General features: G+C 40.9%; 26 protein-coding genes, 1 tRNA gene and 5 pseudogenes. 17 read left to right on the top strand and 15 right to left on the bottom strand.

Going from position 1 to position 24,534, the window contains the following annotated elements; translation table 11 throughout:
• The first annotated feature begins 6 nt into the window (after positions 1-6).
• The 3 genes from OQ477_RS09340 (at position 7) to OQ477_RS09330 (ending at position 2,508) form a co-directional block, all read left to right on the top strand.
• A complete protein-coding gene (locus OQ477_RS09340; RefSeq protein WP_265972182.1) occupies positions 7-1,128 on the top strand; it encodes a methionine biosynthesis PLP-dependent protein in 1,122 nt (373 codons plus the stop codon).
• Positions 1,121-2,296 (top strand): cystathionine beta-lyase, encoded by a 1,176-nt coding sequence (gene metC, locus OQ477_RS09335; protein ID WP_265972180.1) that lies wholly within the window; start codon positions 1,121-1,123, stop codon positions 2,294-2,296. Before OQ477_RS09340 ends, metC begins: the two co-directional genes overlap by 8 nt.
• 139 nt (positions 2,297-2,435) lie before the next feature.
• Positions 2,436-2,508, top strand: a tRNA-Val gene (locus OQ477_RS09330).
• A 290-nt stretch (positions 2,509-2,798) separates the two neighbouring features.
• Here the strand turns inward: OQ477_RS09330 and OQ477_RS09325 are convergent.
• Positions 2,799-3,089, bottom strand: coding sequence for a contact-dependent growth inhibition system immunity protein (locus tag OQ477_RS09325; RefSeq protein ID WP_265972178.1), 291 nt, complete (start codon positions 3,087-3,089; stop codon positions 2,799-2,801).
• A 16-nt stretch (positions 3,090-3,105) separates the two neighbouring features.
• Positions 3,106-3,846: pseudogene (locus OQ477_RS09320) on the bottom strand (RNase A-like domain-containing protein); the annotation flags it as partial.
• Positions 3,847-4,096: 250 nt separating this feature from the next.
• On the opposite strand from OQ477_RS09320, the pseudogene OQ477_RS09315 reads away from it, so the two are divergent.
• The 4 genes and pseudogenes from OQ477_RS09315 to OQ477_RS21040 form a co-directional block, all read left to right on the top strand.
• Positions 4,097-4,211, top strand: a pseudogene (locus OQ477_RS09315) (N-acetylmuramoyl-L-alanine amidase); the annotation flags it as partial.
• A gap of 142 nt (positions 4,212-4,353) precedes the next feature.
• The gene (locus OQ477_RS21050; RefSeq protein WP_079978564.1) at positions 4,354-4,455 is read left to right on the top strand and encodes a peptidoglycan-binding domain-containing protein; all 102 of its coding nucleotides are present in this window, start codon (positions 4,354-4,356) and stop codon (positions 4,453-4,455) included.
• Positions 4,456-4,497: 42 nt separating this feature from the next.
• Positions 4,498-4,757: pseudogene (locus OQ477_RS21045) on the top strand (DUF2992 family protein); the annotation flags it as partial.
• A 151-nt stretch (positions 4,758-4,908) separates the two neighbouring features.
• Positions 4,909-5,007, top strand: a pseudogene (locus OQ477_RS21040) (peptidoglycan-binding domain-containing protein); the annotation flags it as partial.
• A gap of 43 nt (positions 5,008-5,050) precedes the next feature.
• Here the strand turns inward: OQ477_RS21040 and OQ477_RS09305 are convergent.
• The 4 genes from OQ477_RS09305 to OQ477_RS09290 are packed head-to-tail and all read right to left on the bottom strand — an operon-like array spanning position 5,051 to position 7,928.
• Positions 5,051-5,350: a contact-dependent growth inhibition system immunity protein gene (locus tag OQ477_RS09305; RefSeq protein ID WP_265972176.1), complete on the bottom strand. Its 300-nt coding sequence runs from the start codon at positions 5,348-5,350 to the stop codon at positions 5,051-5,053.
• 53 nt (positions 5,351-5,403) lie between these two features.
• Positions 5,404-5,712 carry a hypothetical protein gene (locus tag OQ477_RS09300; RefSeq protein ID WP_265972175.1) on the bottom strand — a complete coding sequence of 103 codons (309 nt, stop codon included), beginning with the start codon at positions 5,710-5,712 and terminating at the stop codon, positions 5,404-5,406.
• 33 nt (positions 5,713-5,745) lie between these two features.
• Positions 5,746-6,138 (bottom strand): hypothetical protein, encoded by a 393-nt coding sequence (locus OQ477_RS09295; RefSeq protein WP_265972174.1) that lies wholly within the window; start codon positions 6,136-6,138, stop codon positions 5,746-5,748.
• Positions 6,139-6,149: 11 nt separating this feature from the next.
• A complete protein-coding gene (locus OQ477_RS09290; protein ID WP_265972172.1) occupies positions 6,150-7,928 on the bottom strand; it encodes a T7SS effector LXG polymorphic toxin in 1,779 nt (592 codons plus the stop codon).
• 598 nt (positions 7,929-8,526) lie between these two features.
• Between OQ477_RS09290 and OQ477_RS09285 the strand changes: the two genes are divergently transcribed.
• Both OQ477_RS09285 and OQ477_RS09280 read left to right on the top strand, forming a co-directional pair.
• Positions 8,527-9,234, top strand: a complete 708-nt coding sequence (locus OQ477_RS09285) for a hypothetical protein (RefSeq protein WP_025649606.1) — start codon at positions 8,527-8,529, stop codon at positions 9,232-9,234.
• A gap of 2 nt (positions 9,235-9,236) precedes the next feature.
• Positions 9,237-9,986: a Panacea domain-containing protein gene (locus OQ477_RS09280; protein WP_025649607.1), complete on the top strand. Its 750-nt coding sequence runs from the start codon at positions 9,237-9,239 to the stop codon at positions 9,984-9,986.
• A gap of 29 nt (positions 9,987-10,015) precedes the next feature.
• Here the strand turns inward: OQ477_RS09280 and OQ477_RS09275 are convergent.
• The 3 genes and pseudogenes from OQ477_RS09275 to OQ477_RS09265 all read right to left on the bottom strand — a co-directional run bounded on the left by OQ477_RS09275 (position 10,016) and on the right by OQ477_RS09265 (position 11,268).
• A pseudogene (locus OQ477_RS09275) lies at positions 10,016-10,200 on the bottom strand (hypothetical protein).
• Between the two features lie 531 nt (positions 10,201-10,731).
• A complete protein-coding gene (locus OQ477_RS09270; RefSeq protein ID WP_025649608.1) occupies positions 10,732-11,067 on the bottom strand; it encodes a hypothetical protein in 336 nt (111 codons plus the stop codon).
• Positions 11,068-11,088: 21 nt separating this feature from the next.
• Positions 11,089-11,268, bottom strand: coding sequence for an EndoU domain-containing protein (locus OQ477_RS09265; RefSeq protein ID WP_260867305.1), 180 nt, complete (start codon positions 11,266-11,268; stop codon positions 11,089-11,091).
• Positions 11,269-12,009: 741 nt separating this feature from the next.
• Between OQ477_RS09265 and OQ477_RS09260 the strand changes: the two genes are divergently transcribed.
• The 8 genes from OQ477_RS09260 to OQ477_RS09225 all read left to right on the top strand — a co-directional run bounded on the left by OQ477_RS09260 (position 12,010) and on the right by OQ477_RS09225 (position 17,278).
• A complete protein-coding gene (locus OQ477_RS09260) occupies positions 12,010-12,753 on the top strand; it encodes an alpha/beta fold hydrolase (protein ID WP_224988640.1) in 744 nt (247 codons plus the stop codon).
• A gap of 325 nt (positions 12,754-13,078) precedes the next feature.
• Entirely contained in the window at positions 13,079-13,408 is a 330-nt protein-coding gene (locus OQ477_RS09255; RefSeq protein ID WP_021494066.1) for an HIT domain-containing protein, read from the top strand.
• Positions 13,409-13,475: 67 nt separating this feature from the next.
• Positions 13,476-13,946: a hypothetical protein gene (locus OQ477_RS09250; RefSeq protein ID WP_014417483.1), complete on the top strand. Its 471-nt coding sequence runs from the start codon at positions 13,476-13,478 to the stop codon at positions 13,944-13,946.
• A gap of 632 nt (positions 13,947-14,578) precedes the next feature.
• Positions 14,579-14,941 carry a hypothetical protein gene (locus tag OQ477_RS09245; protein WP_265972169.1) on the top strand — a complete coding sequence of 121 codons (363 nt, stop codon included), beginning with the start codon at positions 14,579-14,581 and terminating at the stop codon, positions 14,939-14,941.
• Positions 14,938-15,084: a hypothetical protein gene (locus OQ477_RS09240; RefSeq protein WP_265972168.1), complete on the top strand. Its 147-nt coding sequence runs from the start codon at positions 14,938-14,940 to the stop codon at positions 15,082-15,084. The genes OQ477_RS09245 and OQ477_RS09240 overlap by 4 nt, the downstream gene beginning before the upstream one ends.
• A 147-nt stretch (positions 15,085-15,231) precedes the next feature.
• Entirely contained in the window at positions 15,232-15,618 is a 387-nt protein-coding gene (locus OQ477_RS09235; protein ID WP_007407334.1) for a VOC family protein, read from the top strand.
• A 347-nt stretch (positions 15,619-15,965) separates the two neighbouring features.
• Positions 15,966-16,886 (top strand): class A beta-lactamase, encoded by a 921-nt coding sequence (gene bla, locus OQ477_RS09230; RefSeq protein ID WP_265972435.1) that lies wholly within the window; start codon positions 15,966-15,968, stop codon positions 16,884-16,886.
• Between the two features lie 110 nt (positions 16,887-16,996).
• Positions 16,997-17,278, top strand: coding sequence for a putative quinol monooxygenase (locus OQ477_RS09225; RefSeq protein ID WP_416346523.1), 282 nt, complete (start codon positions 16,997-16,999; stop codon positions 17,276-17,278).
• A gap of 99 nt (positions 17,279-17,377) precedes the next feature.
• Here the strand turns inward: OQ477_RS09225 and OQ477_RS09220 are convergent, their stop codons facing one another.
• From OQ477_RS09220 to OQ477_RS09195, 6 genes are all read right to left on the bottom strand, one after another.
• On the bottom strand, positions 17,378-18,790 hold the full coding sequence (locus OQ477_RS09220; RefSeq protein WP_265972165.1) for an MDR family MFS transporter: 1,413 nt from the start codon (positions 18,788-18,790) through the stop codon (positions 17,378-17,380).
• A gap of 142 nt (positions 18,791-18,932) precedes the next feature.
• On the bottom strand, positions 18,933-19,406 hold the full coding sequence (locus OQ477_RS09215) for a MarR family transcriptional regulator (protein ID WP_265972164.1): 474 nt from the start codon (positions 19,404-19,406) through the stop codon (positions 18,933-18,935).
• A 285-nt stretch (positions 19,407-19,691) separates the two neighbouring features.
• On the bottom strand, positions 19,692-20,804 hold the full coding sequence (locus OQ477_RS09210; protein WP_265972163.1) for a glycoside hydrolase family 53 protein: 1,113 nt from the start codon (positions 20,802-20,804) through the stop codon (positions 19,692-19,694).
• A gap of 51 nt (positions 20,805-20,855) precedes the next feature.
• A complete protein-coding gene (gene galT / locus OQ477_RS09205) occupies positions 20,856-22,355 on the bottom strand; it encodes a UDP-glucose--hexose-1-phosphate uridylyltransferase (protein WP_265972434.1) in 1,500 nt (499 codons plus the stop codon).
• A 1-nt stretch (position 22,356) separates the two neighbouring features.
• Positions 22,357-23,349, bottom strand: coding sequence for a UDP-glucose 4-epimerase GalE (gene galE / locus OQ477_RS09200; RefSeq protein WP_265972162.1), 993 nt, complete (start codon positions 23,347-23,349; stop codon positions 22,357-22,359).
• Positions 23,350-23,352: 3 nt separating this feature from the next.
• Positions 23,353-24,522: a galactokinase gene (locus OQ477_RS09195; protein WP_265972161.1), complete on the bottom strand. Its 1,170-nt coding sequence runs from the start codon at positions 24,520-24,522 to the stop codon at positions 23,353-23,355.
• Between the last annotated feature and the right edge of the window lie 12 nt (positions 24,523-24,534).

The raw sequence follows: 24,534 nt of genomic DNA, 5'->3' as shown, positions 1-24,534 counted from the left end.
TTACTGATGACGCAGCATGTTGATACAAAATTAGCCCAAATCGGAAATAGAAGCGAAGAAGCAACGGGAACGGTCAGTCCGCCGATTTATCTGTCCACCGCTTACCGCCATAGAGGAATAGGAGAATCTACAGGTTTTGATTACGTGCGCACGAAAAACCCGACACGCCAGCTCGTCGAAGACGCCATCGCCGTGTTGGAAAACGGTGCGAGAGGATTTGCTTTCAGCTCGGGAATGGCAGCCATTCAAACCATTATGGCGTTGTTTAAAAGCGGGGATGAATTGATTGTATCCTCCGATTTATACGGAGGCACGTACCGTTTGTTTGAAAACGAATGGAGAAAATACGGCTTAAGCTTTATTTACGATGATTTCAGCGATGAAGGCTGTTTACGCTCCAAAATAACGGAAAACACGAAAGCGGTATTTGTTGAAACACCGACAAACCCGTTAATGCAGGAGGCGGACATTGAAAAAATCGCCCGGATTACGAAAGAAGCCGGCCTGCTTTTAATTGTGGATAATACGTTTTATACCCCGGTGCTCCAGCGCCCGCTTGAACTGGGAGCGGACATCGTCATTCACAGCGCCACAAAATATTTAGCGGGGCACAATGATCTCCTTGCCGGTCTGGCTGTCGTTAAGGATGAAGAGCTCGGCGAGATCATGTTTAATCACCAAAATGCGATCGGCGCGGTTCTCCCGCCGTTTGATTCGTGGCTTTTAATGAGAGGGATGAAAACACTCGGACTCAGAATGCGCCGTCATGAAGAAAACGCCCGGGAACTTGCAGAATTTTTAGAACAGGAAGAAGAAATCGCCGACGTGTTATATCCCGGAAAAGGCGGGATGCTGTCTTTCCGGCTGCAAAAAGAGGAATGGGTCAATCCGTTTTTAAAGGCGCTGAAAACGATCTGTTTCGCAGAAAGTCTCGGCGGGGTGGAAAGCTTTATTACATACCCCGCGACACAGACGCACATGGACATTCCGGAAGACATCCGTATCGCAAACGGTGTCTGCAACCGTCTGCTGAGATTTTCAGTGGGCATTGAACATGCAGAAGATTTGAAGCGGGATGTAAAGCAGGCATTACAGCAAGTAAAAGAGGGGGCCGTGTCATATGAGTAATCACAATTGGACGCTGGAAACCCAGCTCGTGCACAATCCATTTAAAACAGATGGAGCCACCGGAGCCGTCAGCGTCCCGATCCAGCATGCTTCCACATTCCATCAGTCTTCATTTGAAGAATTCGGGACATATGACTACAGCCGCTCAGGCACACCGACAAGAACAGCGCTTGAAGAAACGATCGCAGGTCTTGAAGGCGGAACGAGAGGTTTTGCTTTCAGCTCCGGTATGGCGGCGATTTCGACGGCATTTCTGCTCTTATCCCAAGGCGACCATGTCCTCGTCACGGAGGACGTGTACGGCGGAACATTCCGCATGGTGACTGAGGTTCTGTCCCGTTTCGGGATCGAACATACCTTTGTCGATATGACGGACACAGAAGCTGTCGCCCGCGCCATCCGGCCGAATACGAAAGCCATCTATATGGAAACACCGTCAAACCCGACGCTCGGCATCACGGATATTAAGGGCGTCGTCAAACTGGCAAAGGATCACGGCTGTCTGACATACCTTGACAATACTTTCATGACGCCTGCTCTGCAGCGTCCGCTTGATCTCGGCGTAGATATCGTGCTCCACAGCGCGACGAAATTTTTAAGCGGCCACAGTGACGTGCTGTCAGGCCTTGCTGCCGTAAAGGATGAAGAGCTCGGCAATCAGCTGTATAAGCTGCAAAACTCATTTGGAGCGGTGCTCGGCGTTCAGGACTGCTGGCTCGTATTGAGAGGCTTAAAAACATTGCAGGTCAGACTGGAAAAAGCGAGCCGGACGGCTGAGCGGCTGGCTGCCTATTTTAACAGGCATCCTGCCATCAAAAACGTTTACTATCCCGGCCTTGCCGGACACCCGGGAGCTGATACCCATAAACGTCAAGCGAGCGGAGCGGGCGCCGTCCTGTCTTTTGAATTGGAAAGCAAAGAAGCCGTCAAAAAGCTGGTCGAAAACGTATCGCTTCCGGTATTTGCCGTCAGCCTCGGCGCCGTCGAGTCCATTCTCTCATACCCTGCAGCCATGTCGCATGCCGCCATGCCGAAAGCAGAGAGGGAGAAACGCGGCATCACAGACGGCCTTCTGCGCCTGAGCGTCGGAGTCGAAAACGCCGAAGATTTAGAACGGGACTTCGAACAGGCATTGAAAAAAATAACCCCCGCCCAAGTGAGATCATAAACGAAAAGGGCGCCGTCAATTTTGCGACGCGCCCTTTTTTTTATTTTAGATAAAAAAAGTGTTGACGAATGAGAAATCAGGATATATAATTATAAATGTCAGAGAGACAACAACATACCCAGCAACACATACATATCATGATTCCGTAGCTCAGCTGGGAGAGCGCTACCTTGACAGGGTAGAGGTCGCTGGTTCGAGCCCAGTCGGAATCATAGCCAGAACCCTTGCGTAGCAAGGGTTTTTTACTTTCTCTTAATAAAGCCGGTTTATCAAATTCGCAAGTTGTTGGCAAACTGTTGGCGAACTTGATTTTTTGGCTCGAAATTTATTGTCCGTATCTCTTTTTAGGGTCAAAATTGTTGAAAAGTTCAGCTGGTGATGCCGTCAAGTAGATCCAAACCGCACTGTCGGTATTGCATTTCTATCCGGATAAGAAAGCCAAAAAATTCGGTATCAATATAAAAAGGCCCTCTCATAAAATGGGGGCCTTTCAGTGTTTCTTTTAAATAGCTTCTTTTAGTTGTTCTATTACACTTTTCAACCATTCTATAGGGAGTAAGCCAATTGTCGGGAAATATATTTCTGCATTACACTTTATAATGTCTTCCTTTTCTTCTTTAGTTAGATCGCTATTTAGAAACTCTTCGCAATACTTTATTGTAAATAGCAAACCTTCTTTACTAATTTCCTCAATAAATTCGTCTAAGGCGTGTTCAGGGGATTGGATATCTTGATGAAATGTTGCACCTAAAAAATTTTCTAATTCATCTAAGAAATCATACCTTTCATCCATGATACTTCCTCTCTTTCTATTTGGTTGGATATCCTGTAAGAATAAAGTTACCGTTATTATCTTTTTTGAGTATAATTTTTGCGTTTGTAACGTTTTCTACTAGTTCTGAATTTCTTGATACACTTCTGCCGATTATTTCTCCATCGCCCATGTATCTTAACATTAATTTAGGTTTTTTAGGATCATCAATCCAATTTTCGATTTTCTTTATATTTTTTGGATCGTTTAAAACTGAATTAGCAATTCTTTCAGCGGTAGCCCTATCTTTAAAAGTAGATGAAGCTGTAATATGTGGGTTAGGATCAGTTTTCAGTCTTTCTATTAATTCTTTATCTGTTTTCCCAACATGTCTTTCTATAAGGTGTCCGCCTTTTGCTTCGTGAGCAGCTAATCCGCCGCCAGGTGCGAGAGGGCTGCTGTCTCCTTGTTTAACACTATGTATACCGCTATTGTCAGAAGTCACAGACTTACTGAGCACACTCTCTTTCTGATCTTCAATAATACTTTTCAACAAAGGAGTATTTTTCACATTATGAGTATTTTCAATATCCTGTGCTATTCCGGCAAGTGCGGGTTCGTACTTATTTTTCGAAACAGAATTGATATAGTCTTTTCCTTTTTCAAACCCTGTTTTTACATGTTTTGCAGCCGCTTTTACACCGGCTTCCAAGACGTTATCCACTTTGGCGGCACCTGTTTTAGCGAGCTTGCTTGATACTTTTACAGCTGAGCCGGAACCTTTGAGCCCGACAATGCTTATTTATTGATTTTGTCATCATTCATCGAGGGGCGAATTGGGGACGGAACTGCTTTTTGGGCTGATTTTGAAGTACATTCGCTGTATACTGCAAGGGAGATAAACATCGCCTTTAAGGCGGCGGTCTTTGCCGAAACCTGTTCATTTCAGAGAAATACAGAAATTTCGTATCACTGAACGGCTAAAGTGATAACGATTAGCAACGGAATATTTAGTTTTTTATGGCAAATACAGCGGCACTCCGAAAATCATTCACAATACAGGAAATGACGCATGCGGCCGCCAATGAAATCAGTTATATGTCGGGTAACAGCGAATCGACAAGCCATCATTTTGCCGTCGATGATAAAGAAGTGATTCAGGGGGCTCTTCATCTGAAGGCAAGAAAGCATCCTTCCTCTTGTCTTCCGGTTTTTTAAAGTTGAAAACCCATTAAATTCCGAGGGGAGAGCGTAAAACAGATTCGAACGGCGCTGTCGCCCTTCATTAAAGCGAAAGAACTTCGGGATTGATGGTGCATATGGAGCGAAGACAGCGAATGCAGTAATTCGATTTCAATTGATGAATGGATTAAAAGCTGATGGAATTTATGCGCTTGAACCAAAGTAAAACTTGAAGTGTTGTTAAAATAAGCGGAGACCCTTTCCTTTTTTACAGACTCTCTCCCACACTGACAAGAAGAGGTTTGTGTTAAAGCAAAATCTAAGAAATTAAACCCAAAAAGATTGCAACGACAAGCCTCTAAAGAGATGAAAAATATCGGATATCAACTAAGGCATAAAAAGCGATAAAACAGGAGCTTGAAACAAGAAAAGAAAAAACAACTGAATAGAAAATAAAGAGAAAAAATAAAGGAACAAAAATATTTAATCAGAAAACAAAAAGCAAAAGAAAAGCATAGGGGCAAATAGTTGGAGAACCTGAGAAGCACTTCGATTGAAAAGTTGAGCGGCATCAGTTTTTTGCTTCGGACTGATTTAGAGAAAAAGAAGTATAAGTCAGAGTCCTTCTCAAGACGAGGAGGGTTTTTCTGCAATTTATTCAAATACACTTACATTAGTAAATGCGGCTGAACGATTCAGTACGATTCAGCTCATGTATGGTTTGAAGCCAGACGGCATTTACGGACCAAAAACGAAAGCAAGCTTGAAGCGAAATTGAATTAATAAAAGAAGCCCTTCTTATAAGAGGGCTCTTTTTCTAACTATGTTGTTTTAAGGTGTTTTTTAATTTGTTCAGTGACTTGCTTAAGCCATTCTAATGGAGTTATATCATCTTCAGGAAAGTATATACCATCCGCTGCTTCCTTTATAAATTCATTCTTGTCTTCTTCTGAATAATCACTATTTACAAACTCAGTTAGTGCTAATAAATTTCTTTCTTTTAGTTTTTGTGATGCTTCATTTAAATATTCATCAAGTGTATTTTCCGGAGACTCTATATCTTGGTGAAAATGTCCACCGAGAAATCTAAATACAGGATCAGAAACTTTAATTTCAATCATTACTTATCACCACCAAGAAATGTTAACTTCAAATCTGGGAAATGGTGCGTATCTTATTCTATATAACTTTCTGCTATATCAATATCATTTGTCATTTCTAGGTCAGGGTATTTTTCATCTAATTTTCTTAAATAATCAATAAGTTCTTTACTTTGCAAACTTTCAGCTAAATCTTCAAATACCTCACTGACCCAATATAAATCTTCTTTATTACAATTTTCTAGATAGCTGATTATATTTTCTTCGTTTTCTGAGAGCACTTCAATTATTTCATCCCAACTTTTTTGAATGCCATAGTCATCATTAAGATTAAGTTTTTTTCTTTTAATTAATATATCTTTCATTTTTTTCTCTAAATTCATATTGATTCTCTTAACTAAGAAGGGCTAATATTTTCATATTGCTTTTCCTATTGTTACATCTCCATCATGGAAAAATTCAATAACATAACCAGATTCGCTGAACATGAAGGTATCTGAACCTACAGCAGTTACATCATCAATTACGTTTAAGGCGTTGTCTAAGCTGGTTTTTACAGCTGGATAATCACCGTAAGCCCAAAGGAGAATAACAGTTTTATTATATATTTTATTCTCAACTAACCATTCATCAATATCTTCAGCGTAATCAATAGATCTGTGATAAGTTACTTCATCCCATTTAATTCTTCCCCATGATGTGAAGGGGAAACTTTCGCCAAGTTGCTCATGATATTTACGTGTCTCAGAAATAGTGAGGACTTCTTTGTTATCTCCAAGAGCTTCTAGACATTCTTCGTATAAGGTCATATTAACACTTCCTATTTATTTAAATGTTTTAAAAGGGATTTATAAGTATCTTCGTTTCCGTTAAAAGGTATATAATATTTCTTTGCCTTATCTCCTTTTCCATTTCTATAATCCTCAACATTTATATGAGGTCCCTTTTCGGGGTCATAATCTAATCTCCAAAGGACTTTATTATCTCCAGACATTCGGCCAGTAACTTTACCAAAGCCTGCGCTTTTAGATAAAGTACCTATAAAAGGCTTTGAATCTATTCCTAAATCACCAATTAGATTTAGCGCCTCATTTCTAGCTTGTTCATATGTGTCTACCTTTGGAAGCGCAACTTCTCTTGATTTTTTGGAAAGGCCTTTTTTAACTGCCTTGTTTTTTGATGACTTACCATTGATTGATTTAAAGAGTACACTATCTTTAGTGGAATCGGCTATTCTTTTTAGGAGTGGTGTATTCTTCACATTAATAGTATTCTCAGCATCTTGAAGGATTCCTTCTAATGCAGGAGTATACCGATTGACAGGAGATTTGTAAAACTGTTTTACAGACTTTCCGCCTTTCTTAATTGTGCCACCAGCTTTAGCAAGATCTTTTGAGCCTGTTGAGACAGAGGACTTTCCGCCTTTCAATAACAGAAGACTTCCGCCCAAGTAAGTAACATAGTGCATCCGTGTATATGCATCGCCGTGAATCATCTTTTTATCCCAATCATCCTTCAATGTGTCAACCATACTTTGAAAGACACCTAGATAGTCGTATTCCAGAACAGTATCCAGAACTTTTTGAGGATCTTTGTTTAAGTTGTCAATTGTCCAACCGATATTCCGTCCGAGTTGAAGTGCTCCTTCACCGGTATCCTTGGCAAGATCGTATACACCAACAAGCAGACCTTTGGCGCCATCACCTATGATTTGCAATGCTTCTTTTCCGTTATCCATGAAAGCTTTACGCTGTTCCAGAAATGAAACAAATTCAAGCTGTTCAGGGGTGAGATTCTCATAGCCAACTTTTTTGGCGATTTCTAAGTACTCATCCGGATCGGTGACACCATCAGCAAGCTTTTTCTTCAGATCCTTGATCTCCCGCTCTTTCGCTTCTTCCTTTTTAATCGTCAAATAAGCATCCGAATGTCTTGCAATCTCGCCTTTTTTCTTATGGATGTCGCTTTCGCGATACGCTTTGGCGTTGTAGTGAAGCGGCGTGGCGCTTTTTCCTTTGCCTGTAGCGTTTTGGAGCTGCTGGAAGTCAGCTTGGATGAACTGTTCGTTCGCTTCGGTTTCTGCGTATTCTTTCGTTAGATCGTGATCAAGTTTGCCGAGTTTATGTATCGTTTCGCTTCTTTTTTTGTCAGCTGAAGAAAGCTTCTGATCTGTGCTTTCGGTTGAAAACAATTCGAGCGAGATGATGCCTTCGATCTCTCCGAGGATGGACCCCATGTCCTTTTTCTGCTCTTCCATAATCGCCTTTGATTTACTAAGGGCGTGGGTGAGCTCGTGCTCCAGAAATGATTCCTCCACATGCGAATTGGAAAGTCCGGCGTCTTCGACCTTGCCGGGAAGGCTTGTGAGAAATGCGATTTTCATATCGATCAGATCAAGCCAGCTGTCTGTGACGCCGGCGTGGTCCTTGAAAAACGCTTTGATATTGTCAGCGCCCCGGCCTGAGAAGTCGCTGTCACCGAGATCAGCCATGCCTTGAAAGGCTTTTTTTAGATTGACCATTTGGTTGCGGAGTTCTTTGTATTCGTTTGCGCGTTGTTTGGCGGCAGCGAGGAGGGTGGTTGCTTCGAAAACTTTCATGACCATATCCTTTCATTCGAAATACTTCAACAAGATATTACCATGGAAGAATGAAGAAAAAGATCGCTGTGCGATTCAAAAGGGAAAAATGAATAGTTTGGCCTGAGTCTTTTTGCTTATCCCTGAGTAATTAAACATTTAAGTAATGAGGGTTATCAGCTGGTAGCTTGCTTGGAATCACCCGGCAGCGTTTGAGGCCCCCTTGTCACTTTTGGAATGCTCAAGCCGATTAAAAAGGTTGGGACAGTCGCATTGTTTTTGCTCGGACATGTTCAAGCTCTTAAAAATGAATTAGAAGCCGGCCGGAAGAAGTATCGTCCGAATGATGAATGAAGCCCTTCTCGAGATGAGGAAGGTTTTTTGTCATACTTTTTCGCTTATTTAAAAAGGGGGGTTCAATGATTTGATGAATTAAAGACTGGCATAAGGTTTAATGTATTTAAGTTTAGGTAATAGAATTTTTAAAAATTGGTTCCAAATCATTGTAGATGGAAACAAGAAAGAGTAAAATGAAAGGGAATCAAACGGAATCAAACGGAATCAAAAGGAATTAGATGAATTAAACACCAATCCGATAATTTTAAATTGGGGAATAAAAGTGATTAATTGTACATGTGAAATGGAATCATTCTGTGATACCTTTTATGAATTAATTATTGATATTAATAATGCGCATAAAGAAATTTCAACTGAATTTCATCTAGAAAAGAAAGATGATCTAATAAATTTAAAAAGAAAACAAATTAATCATGTTACTCATATTAATGAGGAGAATACTTTTTCAGTCGATAGTTTATTCTTGCAGTTAATTTCTAATTACAGGGAGGAATTACTTCTTTACAGTGCATATACTGATTTGCAGAATAAATACAAAGAATTAATTCTAAGGTTAAGGACGAAAGAAACTACTTCGATTGTTAACAAACTTAAGTATTATCTTGTTGGCAAAAAGGAAGAGGGGAAAATCCCGATAAATAAATGTTTAAATGATTTATTAGGATTTAGAATACACCCAACGTTTTTTGATCATAATAAGAACTGTTTTCAAAAAACATGTCAACAACTAAAACAGATTTATAATAATCGAATTGATTTCATGGATTCTTCGAAAGGCGATTATAAAGCTTTTCATATTTATTTATACGGCGAGGAATGGAAATACTTTCCTTGGGAAATACAAATCTGGTGTTTAAAAGATCGAACACAAAATGATTTGTCACATAAAGATCACAAACAAGAACATAAAAAGTGGGCTGAAATTTACAAAAATTCAACGGAAATTGAACTGGAAATGGAAGGTGTTTAGTTATGGCTTTTCATTTTATTGCAATCGTAAGTGATTTCTCTGGCGGAAGAAGATACGGTTGGCATTATTCGAGTGAAGACCAGCTTGATAAAGAATATATCAAGTTATTTATAACTAGGATAAAAAAAGAATGTGGACATGTGCAATTCGGAATTCATAAGTTAACAACAGACGATATCTCTTGGGATTCGGTAGTACAAATGGACTCTTTCTTTGATGATGTTATAATTACAAATCGAATTGATGATTTTATAGAAGTTGTATCAAACGATCAACAACTTTCTGCTTATGATGTTGCTAAATTCGTACTTGCCATTTATCCTGTATCACATTTGAAATTACAAAAATTACTTTACTATATTTACTCTGAATTCTTACTTAGAACTGGATCAAAGTTATTTAAAGATCCAATCGTTGCCTTTAAATATGGTCCTGTGGTCGAAGACGTATTTCATAGGTATAGAATACACGGAAGCTCTGAAATTGATTATAAAGAAGACGAAACGTTTTTACTCAGAACTCAAGAGGTTGCATACACGCCCTCTCTAATAAAAATCTGGACTTCTGAGTATGGAACAGCTGCTTTGCAATGCATAAAAGATACTCTGTTGAAGTATGGTGAATTAGATGCTTTTCATTTAGTTGACAAGACTCATCAGGAAGGTGGACCATGGGCTAGAGCTTACAAGCCTGGCCAAAATTGTGAGATTACAGATGATCTGATTATTCAATATCATCAATATGCAACTTAAAAAACTCTCTAATATAGAGAGTTTTTTTATTAATTGAAAGCCCAACGTTTTTTCTGCTTATCCCACTTCAATTCACCCTTCATCATTAAGCTTCGCACAGCAGCACGGATCGTCTGCTCATCTTTCCCGGTTTTAATTGTTCCATGGAGGGATTTTTCCCGAAGCGGGTCATATTAAAAATAATCCGATACACTTTCCGTTCAAAATTGGTCATTGCAATTCAACTCCTGTAAGGATGATATACGAACGTAGGTTCCGTTGTCGGAAAATCTGATTTGGGGACAGTTGGGGACGAATTGGGGACCAACTTGTTCATTTTTAGCCAAAACAGAAGATTTATTATCAGAAAGACTGGTCAGCAAACCTTATAAAATAAGGTTTCAAAATAAAACGTCTGTTCGTATCAGAAGTTAATCACTACCTTGACAGGGTAGAGGTCGCTGGTTCGAGCCCAGTCGGAATCATAACCAAAACCCTTGCACAGCAAGGGTTTTTTACATATCCGTTTGCCGATGAAACTTTTTTGAGCTGATTTTGAAGTACATTCGCTGTATACTGCAAGGTTCTTTGCCGCCAGCCTGATGCTGATGGGATCTACGGACTGAAGAAAGTCTATCCTATTGAAAACACAGATAAAGCCCATCTCTTATGAGAAAGGCTTTAATATCTTAGACTCTGGGAAATTTGAATACCGGCTCAATAAAGGTTAAGAACCACATTTCACCGTGTAGAATAATGAATGTACTTAATCTTTAAAGATCTCAGGAATTTTATTTCTCCATATTAATAACAACTCTTTAAATTGGTCTGTTTCTATTGAGTTTTTATAAGGGTCATCGATTAAAAAAGGGTTTTCAACATCGGTAACATCTTTTTTTATCAATACACTTACCCCATTTAAATCAATTTCAAAATCCTCATGTATCCCATTTAAAACATTCTGAATGTATTCTATATACTCATCAGTTTGTTCTATTGTTGTAATATTTTCAATGAATTCAGAGAAAAGACTGATTTCTTCTGGTAAAACTATTTTTATATCACCAAATGGATCTTTATCAAACCTATACGAATATTTCATGTGTCACGGTCACCTTTAAGATTATTTTTTATATAACGGATATGCTGTTGCTATTGTTCCGTCACTATTTAAATACATTTCAATTTTAATTCCTGTTGAAGTGATTCCCCTATACTTATTTGAACGTACTTGTTTTCTAGTATGATAAGCTTCGTCAATTGCTTTTAATACATCGGCGCGGTTCCATTCTCTTGGAAAGATTAAGCCGGTTAAAAAGGTTTAGATAATGAATTGTAGGGTGTAAAAGATGAAAATGGCGTAATTCAAGATGCAGGTGATTTATTAACCGGAATTGATATATTAACGGAAAATAATGTATAATGTACCGGGCAGCTTTGAACTCATTGAAGGTGATGAACATGAAGAAGTGGAAAGTTTTTATAAGATAAATCCTGACTGAAGAGACTTAATTGAATGAAAATTAACATAAGTCTATTTACCCTGTTCTTTTTTAGGAGGAAGGTATGTAAATATTAACAATAATTGAAATCGCATTAGTGGCAACTGTATTAGGTTTATTTGCATGGACTTTTAAAAAAGAGAAAAATACTGATGAAGATGTATTCAATTATGCTAGATATATGATTTATTTGCTTGTAGCTGAAGTTGCATTGTATGTCGTGTTTCAGATGGTTTAAGTTTAAACACGTTTTTACTCTAACAAAGAGAGATGTGAACAATGATAAATATCTTAACTAATATCTTAAAAAATGACAGATTAGATGAATACCCATTATTACATAGAGAGTCTCGATTTCTGGGGTAGCATATAGTGTTCTAAGTGATGATAAGGGCTTAAAAGAAGTATATTTAGAGAAGAAGAGTTTATTGGAATGAGATGGATGGCATTCGACAGAAAAACAGGAAAGTATATAAAATATCAGAGACAGAATGCTCCATTTTAACCTATGAACCTAATGATTAAACACTGGAGGTTTTTGTATGAATAAAATTACCAATACTGGCAAGATGCAAGATATTGGTGGTATTAAGCTCTATTACGAATTTTTTGAAAGGCAAAATGAAAACATTACAGTCATATTTGAATCAGGGTACGGATGCCCTTCTGCTTCTTGGGACCCTATAAAAGGTGAAATTTCAAAATTTGCGCAATTTTTCATCTACGATAGAGCAGGTTTAGGAAAAAGTGAAAAAGACGATAGACCAAAAGACAGCAAGCAGTCTGTTGAAAATCTTCGTACCCTTTTACAAAATGCGAATATTAAACCACCATATATGCTTGTAGGGCATTCATTTGGAGGAGCAAATGTAAGGTTATATGCTTGTACATATCCAGAAGAAGTAGCAGCGGTTATTCTCTTAGATTCCTGCCATGAAGATCAAAACAAAATTATGCCACCACTATTCAGTGAAGAAACAAGATCTCTTTACTTTAATCAATTTTCGGTAGAAGGTTCTTTAAGTGAAATTCAAGATAGTTTTGAACAAATAGACAAATGCACATCATTAGGAGATGTTCCACTTATAGTTGTCAGCGCTGGTTTACAGTCTTATCATACAACTGAATCCTTCGCTGCGTGGAATCTATTTCAAAGAGACTTTCTGCGTTTATCAACAAATAGCAAACATATTGTTGTGAAAAATGCATCACATGGTCTACATGTTGATCAACCTCAGATTATTGTTGACATTATTAAAGATACATTGAAAGAGATACAAAAATAAGTTTAGTTTAAAAACTGTACAAGGAGTAAAAGCAGCACAGGTAGCAATCCTTAAACACCGTATCAAAAGCTGCTGGATTGCACGGAATGGAAAATTCTATAAAGCGATATATTTAGACGTATCGAAATTATTTCTTAGAGAAGAAAGCTTATGAATTTACTTAATTGGACTTACATTATATCTACAATTATAGGAGCTGATGGGTTCATAAGTTTATTGTGGTTCTCTTATTTTAATGATAAAGGTGAAAAATAAAGTAGAGCATTGGGTTAAATTTGTATATTGACTATGAAGATCAACGCTAAAAAGTAAGGGGGATTAATGATTGACAGAAGACTTTTATTGCGATGAAGTATTAAGCGGAAAAACAAAAGTAAATAAAGTTTTAGAAACCGAGAATGTATTGGCGTATCATCATACAAGACCTTTTTGGCCGGTGCATATTGTTGCTATTCCTAAAAAACATATCTCTTCTTTAATCACTTTGGAAGAAGACGACAATGAACTTTTACTCGAGTTGCTGGGTGTGATTAAAAAGGTTGCGGCGAAGGTGACAAAAGAAAGTGGTTCTTGCAGGGTGCTTACAAACTTAGGAGATTATCAGGATTCAAAGCATCTGCATTGGCATATAGCTTCAGGAGATCCATTGAGATAAAAGAATCCTTTTAAAGTGGACTCCAAGGAGCAGTTGATTCTAAATAGCCAAAAATTGAGGATATAAAATGAAATTGTATAATGAATTTATAAATATAGCTAAAACTCTTAATAAAGAGTTAGACATTACCCCATTATTATATGGCTCTTTAGGTCTTGAAAAGGTAACTGGGTTGAACTTTTCACCAGAAGATATTGACATCCTTATTCCTTTAATATTTTTAGAGGAAAAGTGGGAAAAACTTAAAAAAATTATGGAACTGCAAGGATATAAATTGGTTGATTTACATGAGCATGAATTTAGGAAAACTAATACTAAAATAGGCATTGCTTACATTGAGGATTTAAAACCATTTGCAGATGTAGATTATCATAACCTAGGGGTTTTTGAAGATGACGGAGCCAAATATCATTTGCTGACTATTGATGATTACCTCAAGGTTTATAATATGTCTTTATTAGATGGATATAGAAGAACAAAGAAGAGTAATAAAGATCAAAGTAAAATTAACATATTGAATAAACTGATACAGTATTAATTAAATATTTGTACATTAACATGGCGGCAAAACCATCACCTCTTCAATCCATTTTTGCATCTCTTCGTTTGGAGTTCAATAAAGAAATATCGGCCGCATACTCAAGACCCCCTCACCATTAACTTTGAGGGGGTCTATTTTATTTATCTTATTAATTTGAAATATACGTTGACCAGCAATTCATATTCAGAAAGGTCAATTGTTTTTAGATTCACCGTTCTTTTTGTTCTCGGCAATCTTTTTGTCGACTACATCACTTTGTTCATGTTGAATCGGTTGTTAGAACATCATGTGATGCACCTCCTTTACAAAGCATACACACATATGAGAGGGCTGAAATTCACCCGTATGAATTGGGATACGGCGGCCCAAACGGCTTTTCGCATGGGGAACCAACATGCGGCAACTGGTCAACAGCTTTAGAAATTTCATCCTAACAGGGAAGTGCGGCAAGCATTGGGAATATAAAGGAATATAGGCTTTCAGCTATGAAGGATGTATGAATATCCGTCAATGGCGAAGGAAAGGCAATCTCCATGTGTCGTGACGGTTCGAATGCGGGTGTATGGAACTTCCCATTCATCCGGAGTTATGTCAGGGGACGAAAAGACTTTTATGGAGGAGGAAGCGGAATGATTGAATTTACACGGCCATCACCTATGAAGAAAACATGCACGATGCACCCGGAAAAGGAATCTGTCAGATCGGTTTCGTTTACTGATTTTAACGGCAATTCTGTAACAGTAACCCTTTGTCAAATGTGTCTGGCTGAATTAAAAATGAAAGCCGCGGCTGAATACAGGAGCATGACCGAGGAGCGGGCCAAACAGAATCGTTTCAAGATTGGTGATCATGTGTATTTAGAGCATTTGGGAATAGTCAGCGAGATAAAAAACATGGAAGGCGTTCAAGTGGCAAACAGGACAGACACAGACGGAGTCCGAAAGGCTACCCCTAAGGAAATCGCAGAATATAAAAAGCAGGGGAAGCAATGACGGTGAAAAAATTATTCAGTCAATCATTCTATCAGCTGTATTACTTACAGGAGCGGCGGCCGGATGTTTACGCATGCGCGACTTACATGGCCGGAGCCTCCACGGCGGAGAGGAGGAGAATTCAAACTAAGAATGTGAATTGATTAAACGCAGTTTCATGAATCTCCGAAGGCTTTCATCAGAAATTTGGGTGCAGTATGGAAAAAAATTATGGAAACTTGACATAATGCTGTCAGGTCCCTATTGTATGATTAAATGAATGGCCAGTAAAATGATAGGAGGCGTTCAATATGAAGTTGCTGCAAATTAGACTATTGGTTAATGATTTTAAGAAAAGCGTCGAGTTTTACAAAGATTCATTAGGACTTCCAATAAGTTGGTTAGAGAAGGAAATGGAATATGCACTTTTCGATAATGGAGAAACGAAAATAGAACTTTTATCTCGAGAAAATATGGCTGAAATAGTTGGAGAAGAAAGAAAATCTTTAGACGGAGATGCGCAATCAAGATTTTTGCTTCAGTTTAAGGTAGAAGATGTTGATAAAACGTATGACTATCTGCACAAGCAAGGGATTAAATGCGTCAATGAACCACATGATCGTCAGGAATGGCGTGCACGAGTTGCTCATTTCAGAGATCCAGATAATAATCTTATTGAAATATATAAAATGATATAATTTTTTGACTGGCGGGATTAAGGTAATGCGTTTGTTAACTTACCTTATGATTTTTATAGTCTGCAAGAGAAACGTATATAGGTCCAAGACGGAAAGCCTGCGGACACTGATCATTGCACAGCATCACTGTGCTCTGACTGTGTCCGTTTTTATTTGCACGGAGGGATAACAAATAGATGATGATCACGAAGCGGACATGCAAACATTCAGACGCGGCAAGGGCGGCGCATTTAATAAGGAGAGGAATCAGAATGCAGGATTTAATCATTCACAGGAAATATATTGACTTTCATCCTGTTTGTAATGTTAATTAGAAGATGTATACAAAAACATTATAATGAGGAGGCCTGGATGTGAAAAATAAAGCGGGAATACAAGTTGGACTATGCATTGGACTTTTATGTTTAAGCTTTACCGGTTTCAATCCTTTATTCGGCTCAGCGCATGCTGAAGCGAAGTCTATAGAAAACACAAAAATGACAAGCTGTATAACGAATCAGAAATTTGTTCAGCTTGAGAAAAAATTTGATGCCAGGCTTGGGGTTTATGCGATTGATACAGGTTCAAACAAGACAATCGCCTATCGGCCGAATGAACGGTTTGCTTACGCATCAACCTATAAAGTTCTGGCCGCAGCTGCTGTTCTGAAGAAAAGCTCAAATGAAAAACTTAATGCCATCATCCGCTACAGCAAAGACGATTTAGTTACATATTCTCCAATCACAGAAAAACACCTGGATACAGGCATGAGCCTGAAAGAAATCTCAGAAGCCGCTGTCCGTTACAGCGATAATACCGCCGGGAACCTATTGTTGCAGCAGCTTGGCGGCCCTAAAGGTTTCGAAAAGTCATTGAAACAGATCGGGGATCATGTAACGAAAGCTGATCGGTTCGAGACGGATCTAAACTCTGCGATTCCCGGGGATCGTCGTGACACAAGCACCGCAAAAGCACTGGCAACTGACCTTAAGACTTTCGCTTTGGGTAACACTCTCACGACTGACAAGCGCACGATCTTAACGGATTGGATGCGGGGCAACGCTACCGGCGACGAACTGATTCGGGCAGGCGCTCCTGCAGGATGGGAAGTCGGCGATAAATCCGGAGCCGGAAGCTACGGCACACGAAACGACATTGCGATCGTTTGGCCGCCTGACAGAGCCCCAATTGTTTTGGCAATCCTGTCAAACCGGTTTACGGAAGATGCCGATTATAATAATGCTCTTATCGCTGAGGCTGCAAAAGTCGCTCTTAATGCCCTTAAATAAACATTGCCGTTCATTTTTTATGGACGGCTTTTTATTTGTTGAGAATGCGGTATGCCGGTTTCGATGTTATAATGTAAAGCCATAAAAAGATGGGAAGAGGGGGAATTTCGATGCATTACATAACGGCATGCTTAAAAATCATCAGTGATAGAGACCTTAATGAAATAATGAAGGAATTCAAAAAACTTGAGGAAGAAACGAACAAAGAAGAAGGCTGTATTCAGTTCCATGCTCATCCGCTTGAACCATCAGAACGCAAAATCATGCTTTGGGAGATTTGGGAAAACGAAGAAGCTGTTAAAGTCCATTTTACGAAAAAACATACAAAAGACGTTCAAAAACAAGAATTAACGGAAGTAGAATGGTTAATGAAAAGCGATGTGAATGAGTAAAAGGCTTTGTCTATTGTTGGCCGACTCTGCCGACAGCAATCATCAGTTTCATTCACTAAAACCCTTGCTGTGCAAGGGTTTTTTACTTTAAAAAGTTCTTTATATCGCAGTCTTTTTATGGGTAAGGAACAGGCTTGGAATGAAGATGGCCGCAAGGATGATGACGGATACTAAGAATCCGGCATGGTAGCCTTTTAAACTGTTCGGAATCGTCGGCTGCAATCCTTGTATGACAGTTGCGGTAACGGTTGCGATCACAGCTGACCCAAAGCTGGAACCGAGGTTTTCAATCATATGAATACCGACACCCGCTTCCGGAAGCTGCTTGCTGTCAAGGCCTGTATAAGCGTCACTCATTAATGGGAGCATAATTCCTCCAAAACTGGTGCCGCGGATAAATAATACGACGGAAATCCAAATCATACTTGTGTTATCGGTGATAAAAATAAGCGGAATAGATCCGATCAGCGAAAGAACAAGACTGACCGTAACCACGTATTTCGCACCGATCTTATCAATCAATTTTCCGATCAGCGGACGAGTCACGAGCATTCCGACTCCTTGAGGGATTAAAGCGAGTGCTGCTCCGACTGCCGTGAAATGACGAATGTTTTGAAAAAACAGCGGAAGTATTAACATCGGCCCCATGATGGCAACATTCGCTAAGAACAACCCGATCGAAGATGATAAGAAGCTCTTGTTTGCAAACAAATTCATAGGCAGCACGGTTTGGTTTTTCTTGATCAGATTATATACAAGATAAATGGCTGCTGAAACAAGACCGATGCCCGTCCATAAAATGGTGTCGCTATTGTTAAATGATGCATGATCCGCCGCTTTCGTAATACCGTACATCAATGCCGCGCTCATTAATGACAAATTGATAATCCCGAAAATATCGAGTTTACGATCTTTGTTGAATGGTTCAAAGTCTGGAATGGTTTTCACCATAAGCGGTGCAGCAATCAAAACGATGAACACGTTGATGTAAAAAATCCAATGCCACGAAGCGCCTTGGACGATGAAGCCTCCGATGACAGGTCCTAAGATCGGGCCGAAGATCATAGGGGTGCTGACGATTGCCATCACTTTTCCCAGGTTTTCCGGACCTGCCGTTTTAACCAAGAGTGTTGACATAAGCGGAGTCATAATACCGGCGCTGAATCCTTGAAGCAAACGGAAGAAGATGAAGCTGGAAACGTCACGGCTCATCCCCGCAAAAACAGAAATCACACCAAAGGCGATGACTGAGCCGATGAAGATTTTCTTACCGTTATATTTATTCATAAGCCAGCCGGATACGGGTACTGCAATCGCAAGTGCTAAGACATAGCCTGTAACGGACCACTGAATGGTATCCAATGTCGTGTTGAAGTCTTTGGTCAGTTTGTCGATGGCGATGTTTACCATCGTAGAGTCAAGCATTGGAGCGATTGCTCCCAGTGCAATTGCCCAGGCGGCTGTGAGAACTTCTTTTGGCACCCGAAGTTCCTTTCTTTTATGTGTTGACATAGTATGCTCCTCTCAAAATTGCTGTCTTTGTTTCCTTGTCAACAAAATGATAGAGCGATTTTGTTTCTTTGTCAATAATAAAAGGGATATAAAAAGGCAGCCCGTTTTCATGGAGAAGGGCTGCCTATGGTTTTATTCATATTTATTCCGATTTCATGTCTGCACCAAGTTTCTTTATTTCTGAATCCAAATGCCTGCTGTATGTTTCCACGAAGTTCAGCATCGTGTCAAATTGTTCATCAGTTACTTGTTCAAACACGATTTTGTCCCGTTCTTGAAACTCTTTGTGCAATTCCTCGTGAATTTTATAAATGACTTTTCCTTGCTCGGTAAGCCTGAAATAGATTTCTTTCTTGTTAAGCGGCTTCTGATAGCTTTCGATAAGGCCTTTATTGATAAGCTTCTTCGTTAATTTACTTATGGCCCCTCTTGTCATATAAAGGGACTCCGCAAGTTTAGTCACATTGGCGTCTTCAATTTTTTCGATGAATTCGATGCAATGCACTTCAGAAGGTTTATGCCCCTTAAGGCTTTCTTCCATCTTCAGCCTATTCAGCCACACCATCTTGTTAAAAAAGTCCCTGAAATCCGTGAGGAGCTGTTCTTTTTTGTTCATGTCCCGTCCTCCTGCTCGGTGGTGCTTACACAATATTATAAAATTTTTGTTTCTTTTTCAACAATCGTAAAGTTATTATTTAGGAACTGAGAGATAGTGCGCAGAAATTAAGAAGGAGGGGGATAGAAGAAGTATTCTATTTAAAAAGCGGCTTTTAAACCGAAACGTGGGTTTTCGGGTATTTTTCTTTCCGTATTCGTTACTTGCTCTGTTTCATAACAGGCCAACACTACAGCCTTATAAAAAAGCAGGCTGCGCAATGAGCCTGCTTGAGGTTCGCATCAATCATTTTCCTGTTGCGGCGTCATGAAAAGCGTCAATTGCGGTTGTGTATTTCAAGACGTTTTTAGACACTTTGGCGGTTGCGCCTAATGGATACGCGTCTGACAGAACGCTGGAGTGAGCCTCGGGCTCCCAGTAAAATACGCCGGTTCCTTTGCCGTTCGGAACGGCTTTCACCAGTTTTATGGTGTCTTTTATGGTCCAGTAGGAATCTTTCGGATTATTTTCATCTCCGCCCAGTTCAACCACCATGACTTCCTTGTTGTAGCGTGAGGCGATGTCATTCAAATTAGATGATAAATGGCTGGTGAGCTCCCAGTACGGCTTACCTTCCCAATAGGGATAGAACGAAACGCCGATGATGTCGGTTTTTCCTCCGTTTTTAAAGAATTGATCAAACCACCATCTGAATAGGCTGTTGTCCGTGCCGTGTGCCAAATGGCTGATGACCTTGGTGGCCGGGCTGACGGATTTCACGGCGTCATAGCCTCTGTTCAGTAAGGCGGTCAATTTGCTGAAATCGTTCGTGCTGCCGTCGGGCAGTAAAATTCCTGAATTCATTTCATTCCCTACTTGCACCCAATCAGGGGAGATGCCGTGATTTTTAAGTTCTTTCATGACATCGTACGTATGGTTATACACGGCTGCCTGCAGCTGGCTGTTTGAATAGCCGGTCCATTTGTTCGGCTTGATCTGGTGGCCGGGATCAGCGAACACATCACTGTAATGGAAGTCAACCATTACCTTCATTCCTAACGCTTTTGCCCTTTTGGCCGCCGCAAGTACGCCCGCTTTGTCACTATAGCCGAGCATGGTCCATGTTGTGCCGTCTTTCAGCCAATAATAGCTGCTTGGCGGATTCACAAACACTCTCAGTCTCACGGCATTTATTCCGTGATCTTTAAGAATCTGCAAGGCATCTTTCTGTTTTCCGCCGTCATCCAGCCAGCGCACACCTTCGTCCTCCATTTGTTTCAGCCATCCTATATCAGCGCCGTAGGCAAACGGGGCATCCGCTTTTGCTTTAGGAGACTTCTCAAAGAATGTAAAAGCAGTGAAAATGAGAGAAAGACAGATTGCGTTTACAAATACACGTTTCAATCGGTTTTTGAACATCACAATACCTCCTGAAAAAAAAGATTGTTGATTGATTTCACTCTGAATGTTTCAGCTGCCATTCTCCAATAACGTCGTGAAACGCTGAAACGCCTGAATTCCTTCGGGTGTCATTTTAAAAACGCCTGCATCGGTCAGCGCGCGTAAAAATACATTCGCGGTTTCTTTTTGTATAACAGCGGCTGCATTTTCCGGTGTCACGTCTTTATCCGCTTTGATGTTTTCAGCCCACGGAAGATGAATGTCTTTGATGTCATGAGGTTTATTCAGTAAATACTTTTTCACTTCTGCCAGCTCATCTTTCAGGCGGGGAGGTAAAACGGCGAGTCCCATCACTTCAATCAGACCGATATTTTCTTTTTTGATGTGATGGACATCTTGATGCGGGTGAAAAATGCCATCCGGATAATCTTCGGAGGTGCGGTTGTTTCTGAGAGCGAGATCCATTTCGAAATCCGTTCCCCTGCGTCTGGCAATTGGAGTGACGGTATTATGGGGTTCATTTGTCTTTGCGATGATGCTGACGGTTTCGTCTGAATATTCCCGCCACTTTTCAAAAACATACGCAGCGGCATCTGTCAGCAAATCCGGATCTTTTGCGCGAAGGCGGATCACTGATACCGGCCACTTCACGACTTCGGCCTGAACGTCTGGAAAATGACGCATATGAAAAGGGTAGAGGGAACCCGCTTTTGCCATCGGAAACTCATGGCCGCCGCCTTGATAATGATCGTGAGAAAGAATGGAGCCTCCTACGATCGGCAAGTCTGCGTTTGATCCCGCGAAATAATGCGGGAAGATTTCCGTAATGGCCAGAAGCCTTCTGAAGCTGTCACGGCTGATGTTCATCGGCTTGTGCACGCTTGAAAGAAAGATGGCATGCTCGCTGTAATACGCATAAGGAGAGTATTGAAAACCCCACTGTTCTCCCGCTAAGTCAAGCCTGATGATGCGGTGGTTTGAACGGGCAGGGTGATGCGGTGTTCCGGCATACCCCTCGTTTTCCATACAGAGCAGGCATGTCGGATACCGGTTTTCCGGACTGTTTTTTACCGCGGCGATGTCTTTAGGATCTTTTTCGGGCTTTGATAAATTAATGGTGATGTCCAATTCTCCAAAAGGTGTTGGTGAGCGGTACACGATATTTTTTCGAATGGCCCGCGTCTTAATATAGTCGTTGTTTTGACTCAATCTATAAAAATAATCTGTTGCTTTTTTCGGGCAATCTGATAACAATTTGCTGAATGCGGCATTGATCAGAGAAGGGGCCGGTGTGATCACGTCCATGATTCTGCTTCCCAGCATGTCTCTTTCAGCCGGCGTATCGTTAATGATTGACCGTTTTACCGCGTCTTTCACCATTTCGTCCAAATAGTGAAGCCTGTTTTGTTTCTTGATATGCTTCGGTTCTGCATAATCCGTCAGTCCGAGCAGATCGAGAAGTCTGTTTCTTGTATAAATCACATCTGTTTCATTTATGTCGCCTAAGACAGTGCTTTCTTTCAGAAACCCTGCCACTGATTCAAAAACTTCAATGACCGCCGCCTCCATTTCATTTGTCTTTGTATCCGTTTGGATGATGCCGATGCCACTTCCATGCTGACGCAATGATTTCCGATATGTCCGTTTGTTTCGGATTCCAGCCCAGAATGTTCCGCGCTTTATCGCTGGAAGCGATGAGGGTGCTTGGATCACCGGGTCTTCTTGCGGCCGCTCTTACTTTTATGTCTCTTTCGGTCACTTGCCGGGCCGCTTCCGCCATTTCTGATACGGAAAACCCGCTGCTTGATCCTAAATTGAAAATGCCGCTGTCTCCGCCGTTTTGCAAATATTCCAGAGCGAGAATATGGGCATCGATTAAATCGGAAACATGGACATAATCGCGGATGCACGTGCCGTCTTTTGTATCATAGTCAGTGCCGAATATCAAAACCTCCTCGCGCTGACCGAGCGCGGTTTGTAAAAGGATAGGGATAAGGTGGGTTTCCGGATGATGATCTTCTCCGATGGAACCGTCCGTTTTCGCGCCGGCAACGTTAAAATACCGAAGCGAGACATACTTTATGCCGCAGGCAGTTTCACACCACTTCAGCATTTTTTCTGCCATGAGTTTTGATTCGCCGTATGCGCTTTCCGGCTTTTCCGGCATGTCTTCTGTGATGGGCACTTTTTCAGGTTCGCCGTATACAGCGGCGGATGAAGAAAACACAATGTGTTTGACTCCGAATTCCTGCATGACCTCCAGCGTAATTTGCGTACCGTACACATTATTATTGAAATATGAAAGAGGGTCTTTCATTGATTCGCCGACAAGAGATTGAGCGGCAAAATGGAGAACGCCTGTTACGTTTTCCTTCGCAAACACAGAGCGAAGAAACGGTTTGTCACGGATATCTCCATGGTAAAAAACTGCTTTTTCATGAACGGCTTTCCGGTGGCCTGTCTGCAGATGATCCACAGCTATCGTTTTCAATCCTTTGTTTAATAATTGATCAACCGCATGAGAACCGATATAGCCGGCTCCGCCGAGAACGAGAATCGCCATGATTTATTTTTCCCTCCATTCAGCCGCGCCATCGCTTATATCCGCGATGTAGAAAGAAGCTTCAAGACCTGTCCTGCTGCGGTAGTGAGATGAAACGGCCCGGGTAAAGCCGGCGGTTTCTTCACTTTCCACAATGGCTATGGCGCAGCCTCCGAACCCCGCGCCCGTCATCCGCGCTCCGAGCGCTCCTTCTTTCCAGGCTGCTTCAGCGAGCGCGTCTAATTCGTCACCGGTCACTTCATAATCATCGCGTAACGAACGGTGGGACGCATTCATCAGCTCCCCGAACGTTTTCAAATCATTCGATTTGAGAGCCTCCGCGGCTGAGAGGGTCCGCTCGTTTTCATTGACCGCGTGCCGGGCTCTTTTACGCAAAGTTTCACAGGAGAGAAGGGATTCGAGTTTGTTGAATTCTTCTCCCGTCAATTCCGCAAGTGATGCGATATTCCGATATTGCCGCAGTTCTGAAAGAGCTGCGTCGCATTCGCTGCGGCGTTCATTATATTTTGAAGCCGCCAGCTCCCGGCGCTTGTTCGTATTTATAATGACGATTTTATATCCGTTAAAAGCCGCCGGAATCATTTCGTGCTCAAGCTTATCGCAGTTTAACAGAATGGCCATGTTCTTTTTGCCTTTTTGCACTGCGAATTGATCCATAATGCCTGAATTCACGCCGATAAATTCATTTTCGACTCTTTTCCCGATAAGCGCCAGTTCAGTATCGGAAACATCCAGACTGAATAACTTCCTTAAAATGGAGCCGGTTAACATTTCAATAGAAGCGGAGGAGCTTAAACCGGCTCCGTTTGGAATCGTACCGTGAAAAAGAATATCCACTCCGCTGTCTATTTGGCAGCCGGCTTCAAGAAGGTAATGGATCATCCCCTTCGGATAATTGGCCCAGCCGTCTTCTTTTTTGTATGCTGTGGCGGAAAGATCAAGACAGACAATGCCGCTGTCAGGAAAGTTTTCTGAGTATAACCGGATCTGATGATCTTCGCGTTTTGCGCATACGGCATAAGTTCCGATCGTGATCGCGCATGGAAGAACGTGGCCGCCTATATAATCCGTATGTTCCCCGATCAGGTTGATCCGGCCGGGTGCGAAAAACAGTTCCCCGTTACTTCTCTGGAAAATGTCTTCGAATCTTGATTTCAAAAGTTTTGCATCCATGATAAACCCCCG

Source organism: Bacillus sp. ChL18 (assembly GCF_026241425.1).
Taxonomy (GTDB): Bacteria; Bacillota; Bacilli; order Bacillales; family Bacillaceae; genus Bacillus; species Bacillus velezensis.
Note: the sequence above shows the minus strand (reverse complement) of the source record. Positions and strands in the feature narration are given on the sequence as shown.

What these genes read in the sequence shown, in the direction of transcription:
- OQ477_RS09340 (WP_265972182.1), top strand. Translation starts at nt 7, where the DNA reads ATGACGCAGCATGTTGATACAAAATTAGCCCAAATCGGAAATAGAAGC.
- metC (WP_265972180.1), top strand. Translation starts at nt 1,121, where the DNA reads ATGAGTAATCACAATTGGACGCTGGAAACCCAGCTCGTGCACAATCCA.
- OQ477_RS09325 (WP_265972178.1), bottom strand. Translation starts at nt 3,089, where the DNA reads ATGGATGAAAGGTATGATTTCTTAGATGAATTAGAAAATTTTTTAGGT.
- OQ477_RS09305 (WP_265972176.1), bottom strand. Translation starts at nt 5,350, where the DNA reads ATGATTGAAATTAAAGTTTCTGATCCTGTATTTAGATTTCTCGGTGGA.
- OQ477_RS09300 (WP_265972175.1), bottom strand. Translation starts at nt 5,712, where the DNA reads ATGAATTTAGAGAAAAAAATGAAAGATATATTAATTAAAAGAAAAAAA.
- OQ477_RS09295 (WP_265972174.1), bottom strand. Translation starts at nt 6,138, where the DNA reads ATGACCTTATACGAAGAATGTCTAGAAGCTCTTGGAGATAACAAAGAA.
- OQ477_RS09290 (WP_265972172.1), bottom strand. Translation starts at nt 7,928, where the DNA reads ATGAAAGTTTTCGAAGCAACCACCCTCCTCGCTGCCGCCAAACAACGC.
- OQ477_RS09280 (WP_025649607.1), top strand. Translation starts at nt 9,237, where the DNA reads ATGGCTTTTCATTTTATTGCAATCGTAAGTGATTTCTCTGGCGGAAGA.
- OQ477_RS09270 (WP_025649608.1), bottom strand. Translation starts at nt 11,067, where the DNA reads ATGAAATATTCGTATAGGTTTGATAAAGATCCATTTGGTGATATAAAA.
- OQ477_RS09260 (WP_224988640.1), top strand. Translation starts at nt 12,010, where the DNA reads ATGAATAAAATTACCAATACTGGCAAGATGCAAGATATTGGTGGTATT.
- OQ477_RS09250 (WP_014417483.1), top strand. Translation starts at nt 13,476, where the DNA reads ATGAAATTGTATAATGAATTTATAAATATAGCTAAAACTCTTAATAAA.
- OQ477_RS09245 (WP_265972169.1), top strand. Translation starts at nt 14,579, where the DNA reads ATGATTGAATTTACACGGCCATCACCTATGAAGAAAACATGCACGATG.
- OQ477_RS09240 (WP_265972168.1), top strand. Translation starts at nt 14,938, where the DNA reads ATGACGGTGAAAAAATTATTCAGTCAATCATTCTATCAGCTGTATTAC.
- OQ477_RS09235 (WP_007407334.1), top strand. Translation starts at nt 15,232, where the DNA reads ATGAAGTTGCTGCAAATTAGACTATTGGTTAATGATTTTAAGAAAAGC.
- OQ477_RS09225 (WP_416346523.1), top strand. Translation starts at nt 16,997, where the DNA reads ATGCATTACATAACGGCATGCTTAAAAATCATCAGTGATAGAGACCTT.
- OQ477_RS09220 (WP_265972165.1), bottom strand. Translation starts at nt 18,790, where the DNA reads ATGTCAACACATAAAAGAAAGGAACTTCGGGTGCCAAAAGAAGTTCTC.
- OQ477_RS09215 (WP_265972164.1), bottom strand. Translation starts at nt 19,406, where the DNA reads ATGAACAAAAAAGAACAGCTCCTCACGGATTTCAGGGACTTTTTTAAC.
- OQ477_RS09210 (WP_265972163.1), bottom strand. Translation starts at nt 20,804, where the DNA reads ATGTTCAAAAACCGATTGAAACGTGTATTTGTAAACGCAATCTGTCTT.
- galT (WP_265972434.1), bottom strand. Translation starts at nt 22,355, where the DNA reads ATGGAGGCGGCGGTCATTGAAGTTTTTGAATCAGTGGCAGGGTTTCTG.
- galE (WP_265972162.1), bottom strand. Translation starts at nt 23,349, where the DNA reads ATGGCGATTCTCGTTCTCGGCGGAGCCGGCTATATCGGTTCTCATGCG.
- OQ477_RS09195 (WP_265972161.1), bottom strand. Translation starts at nt 24,522, where the DNA reads ATGGATGCAAAACTTTTGAAATCAAGATTCGAAGACATTTTCCAGAGA.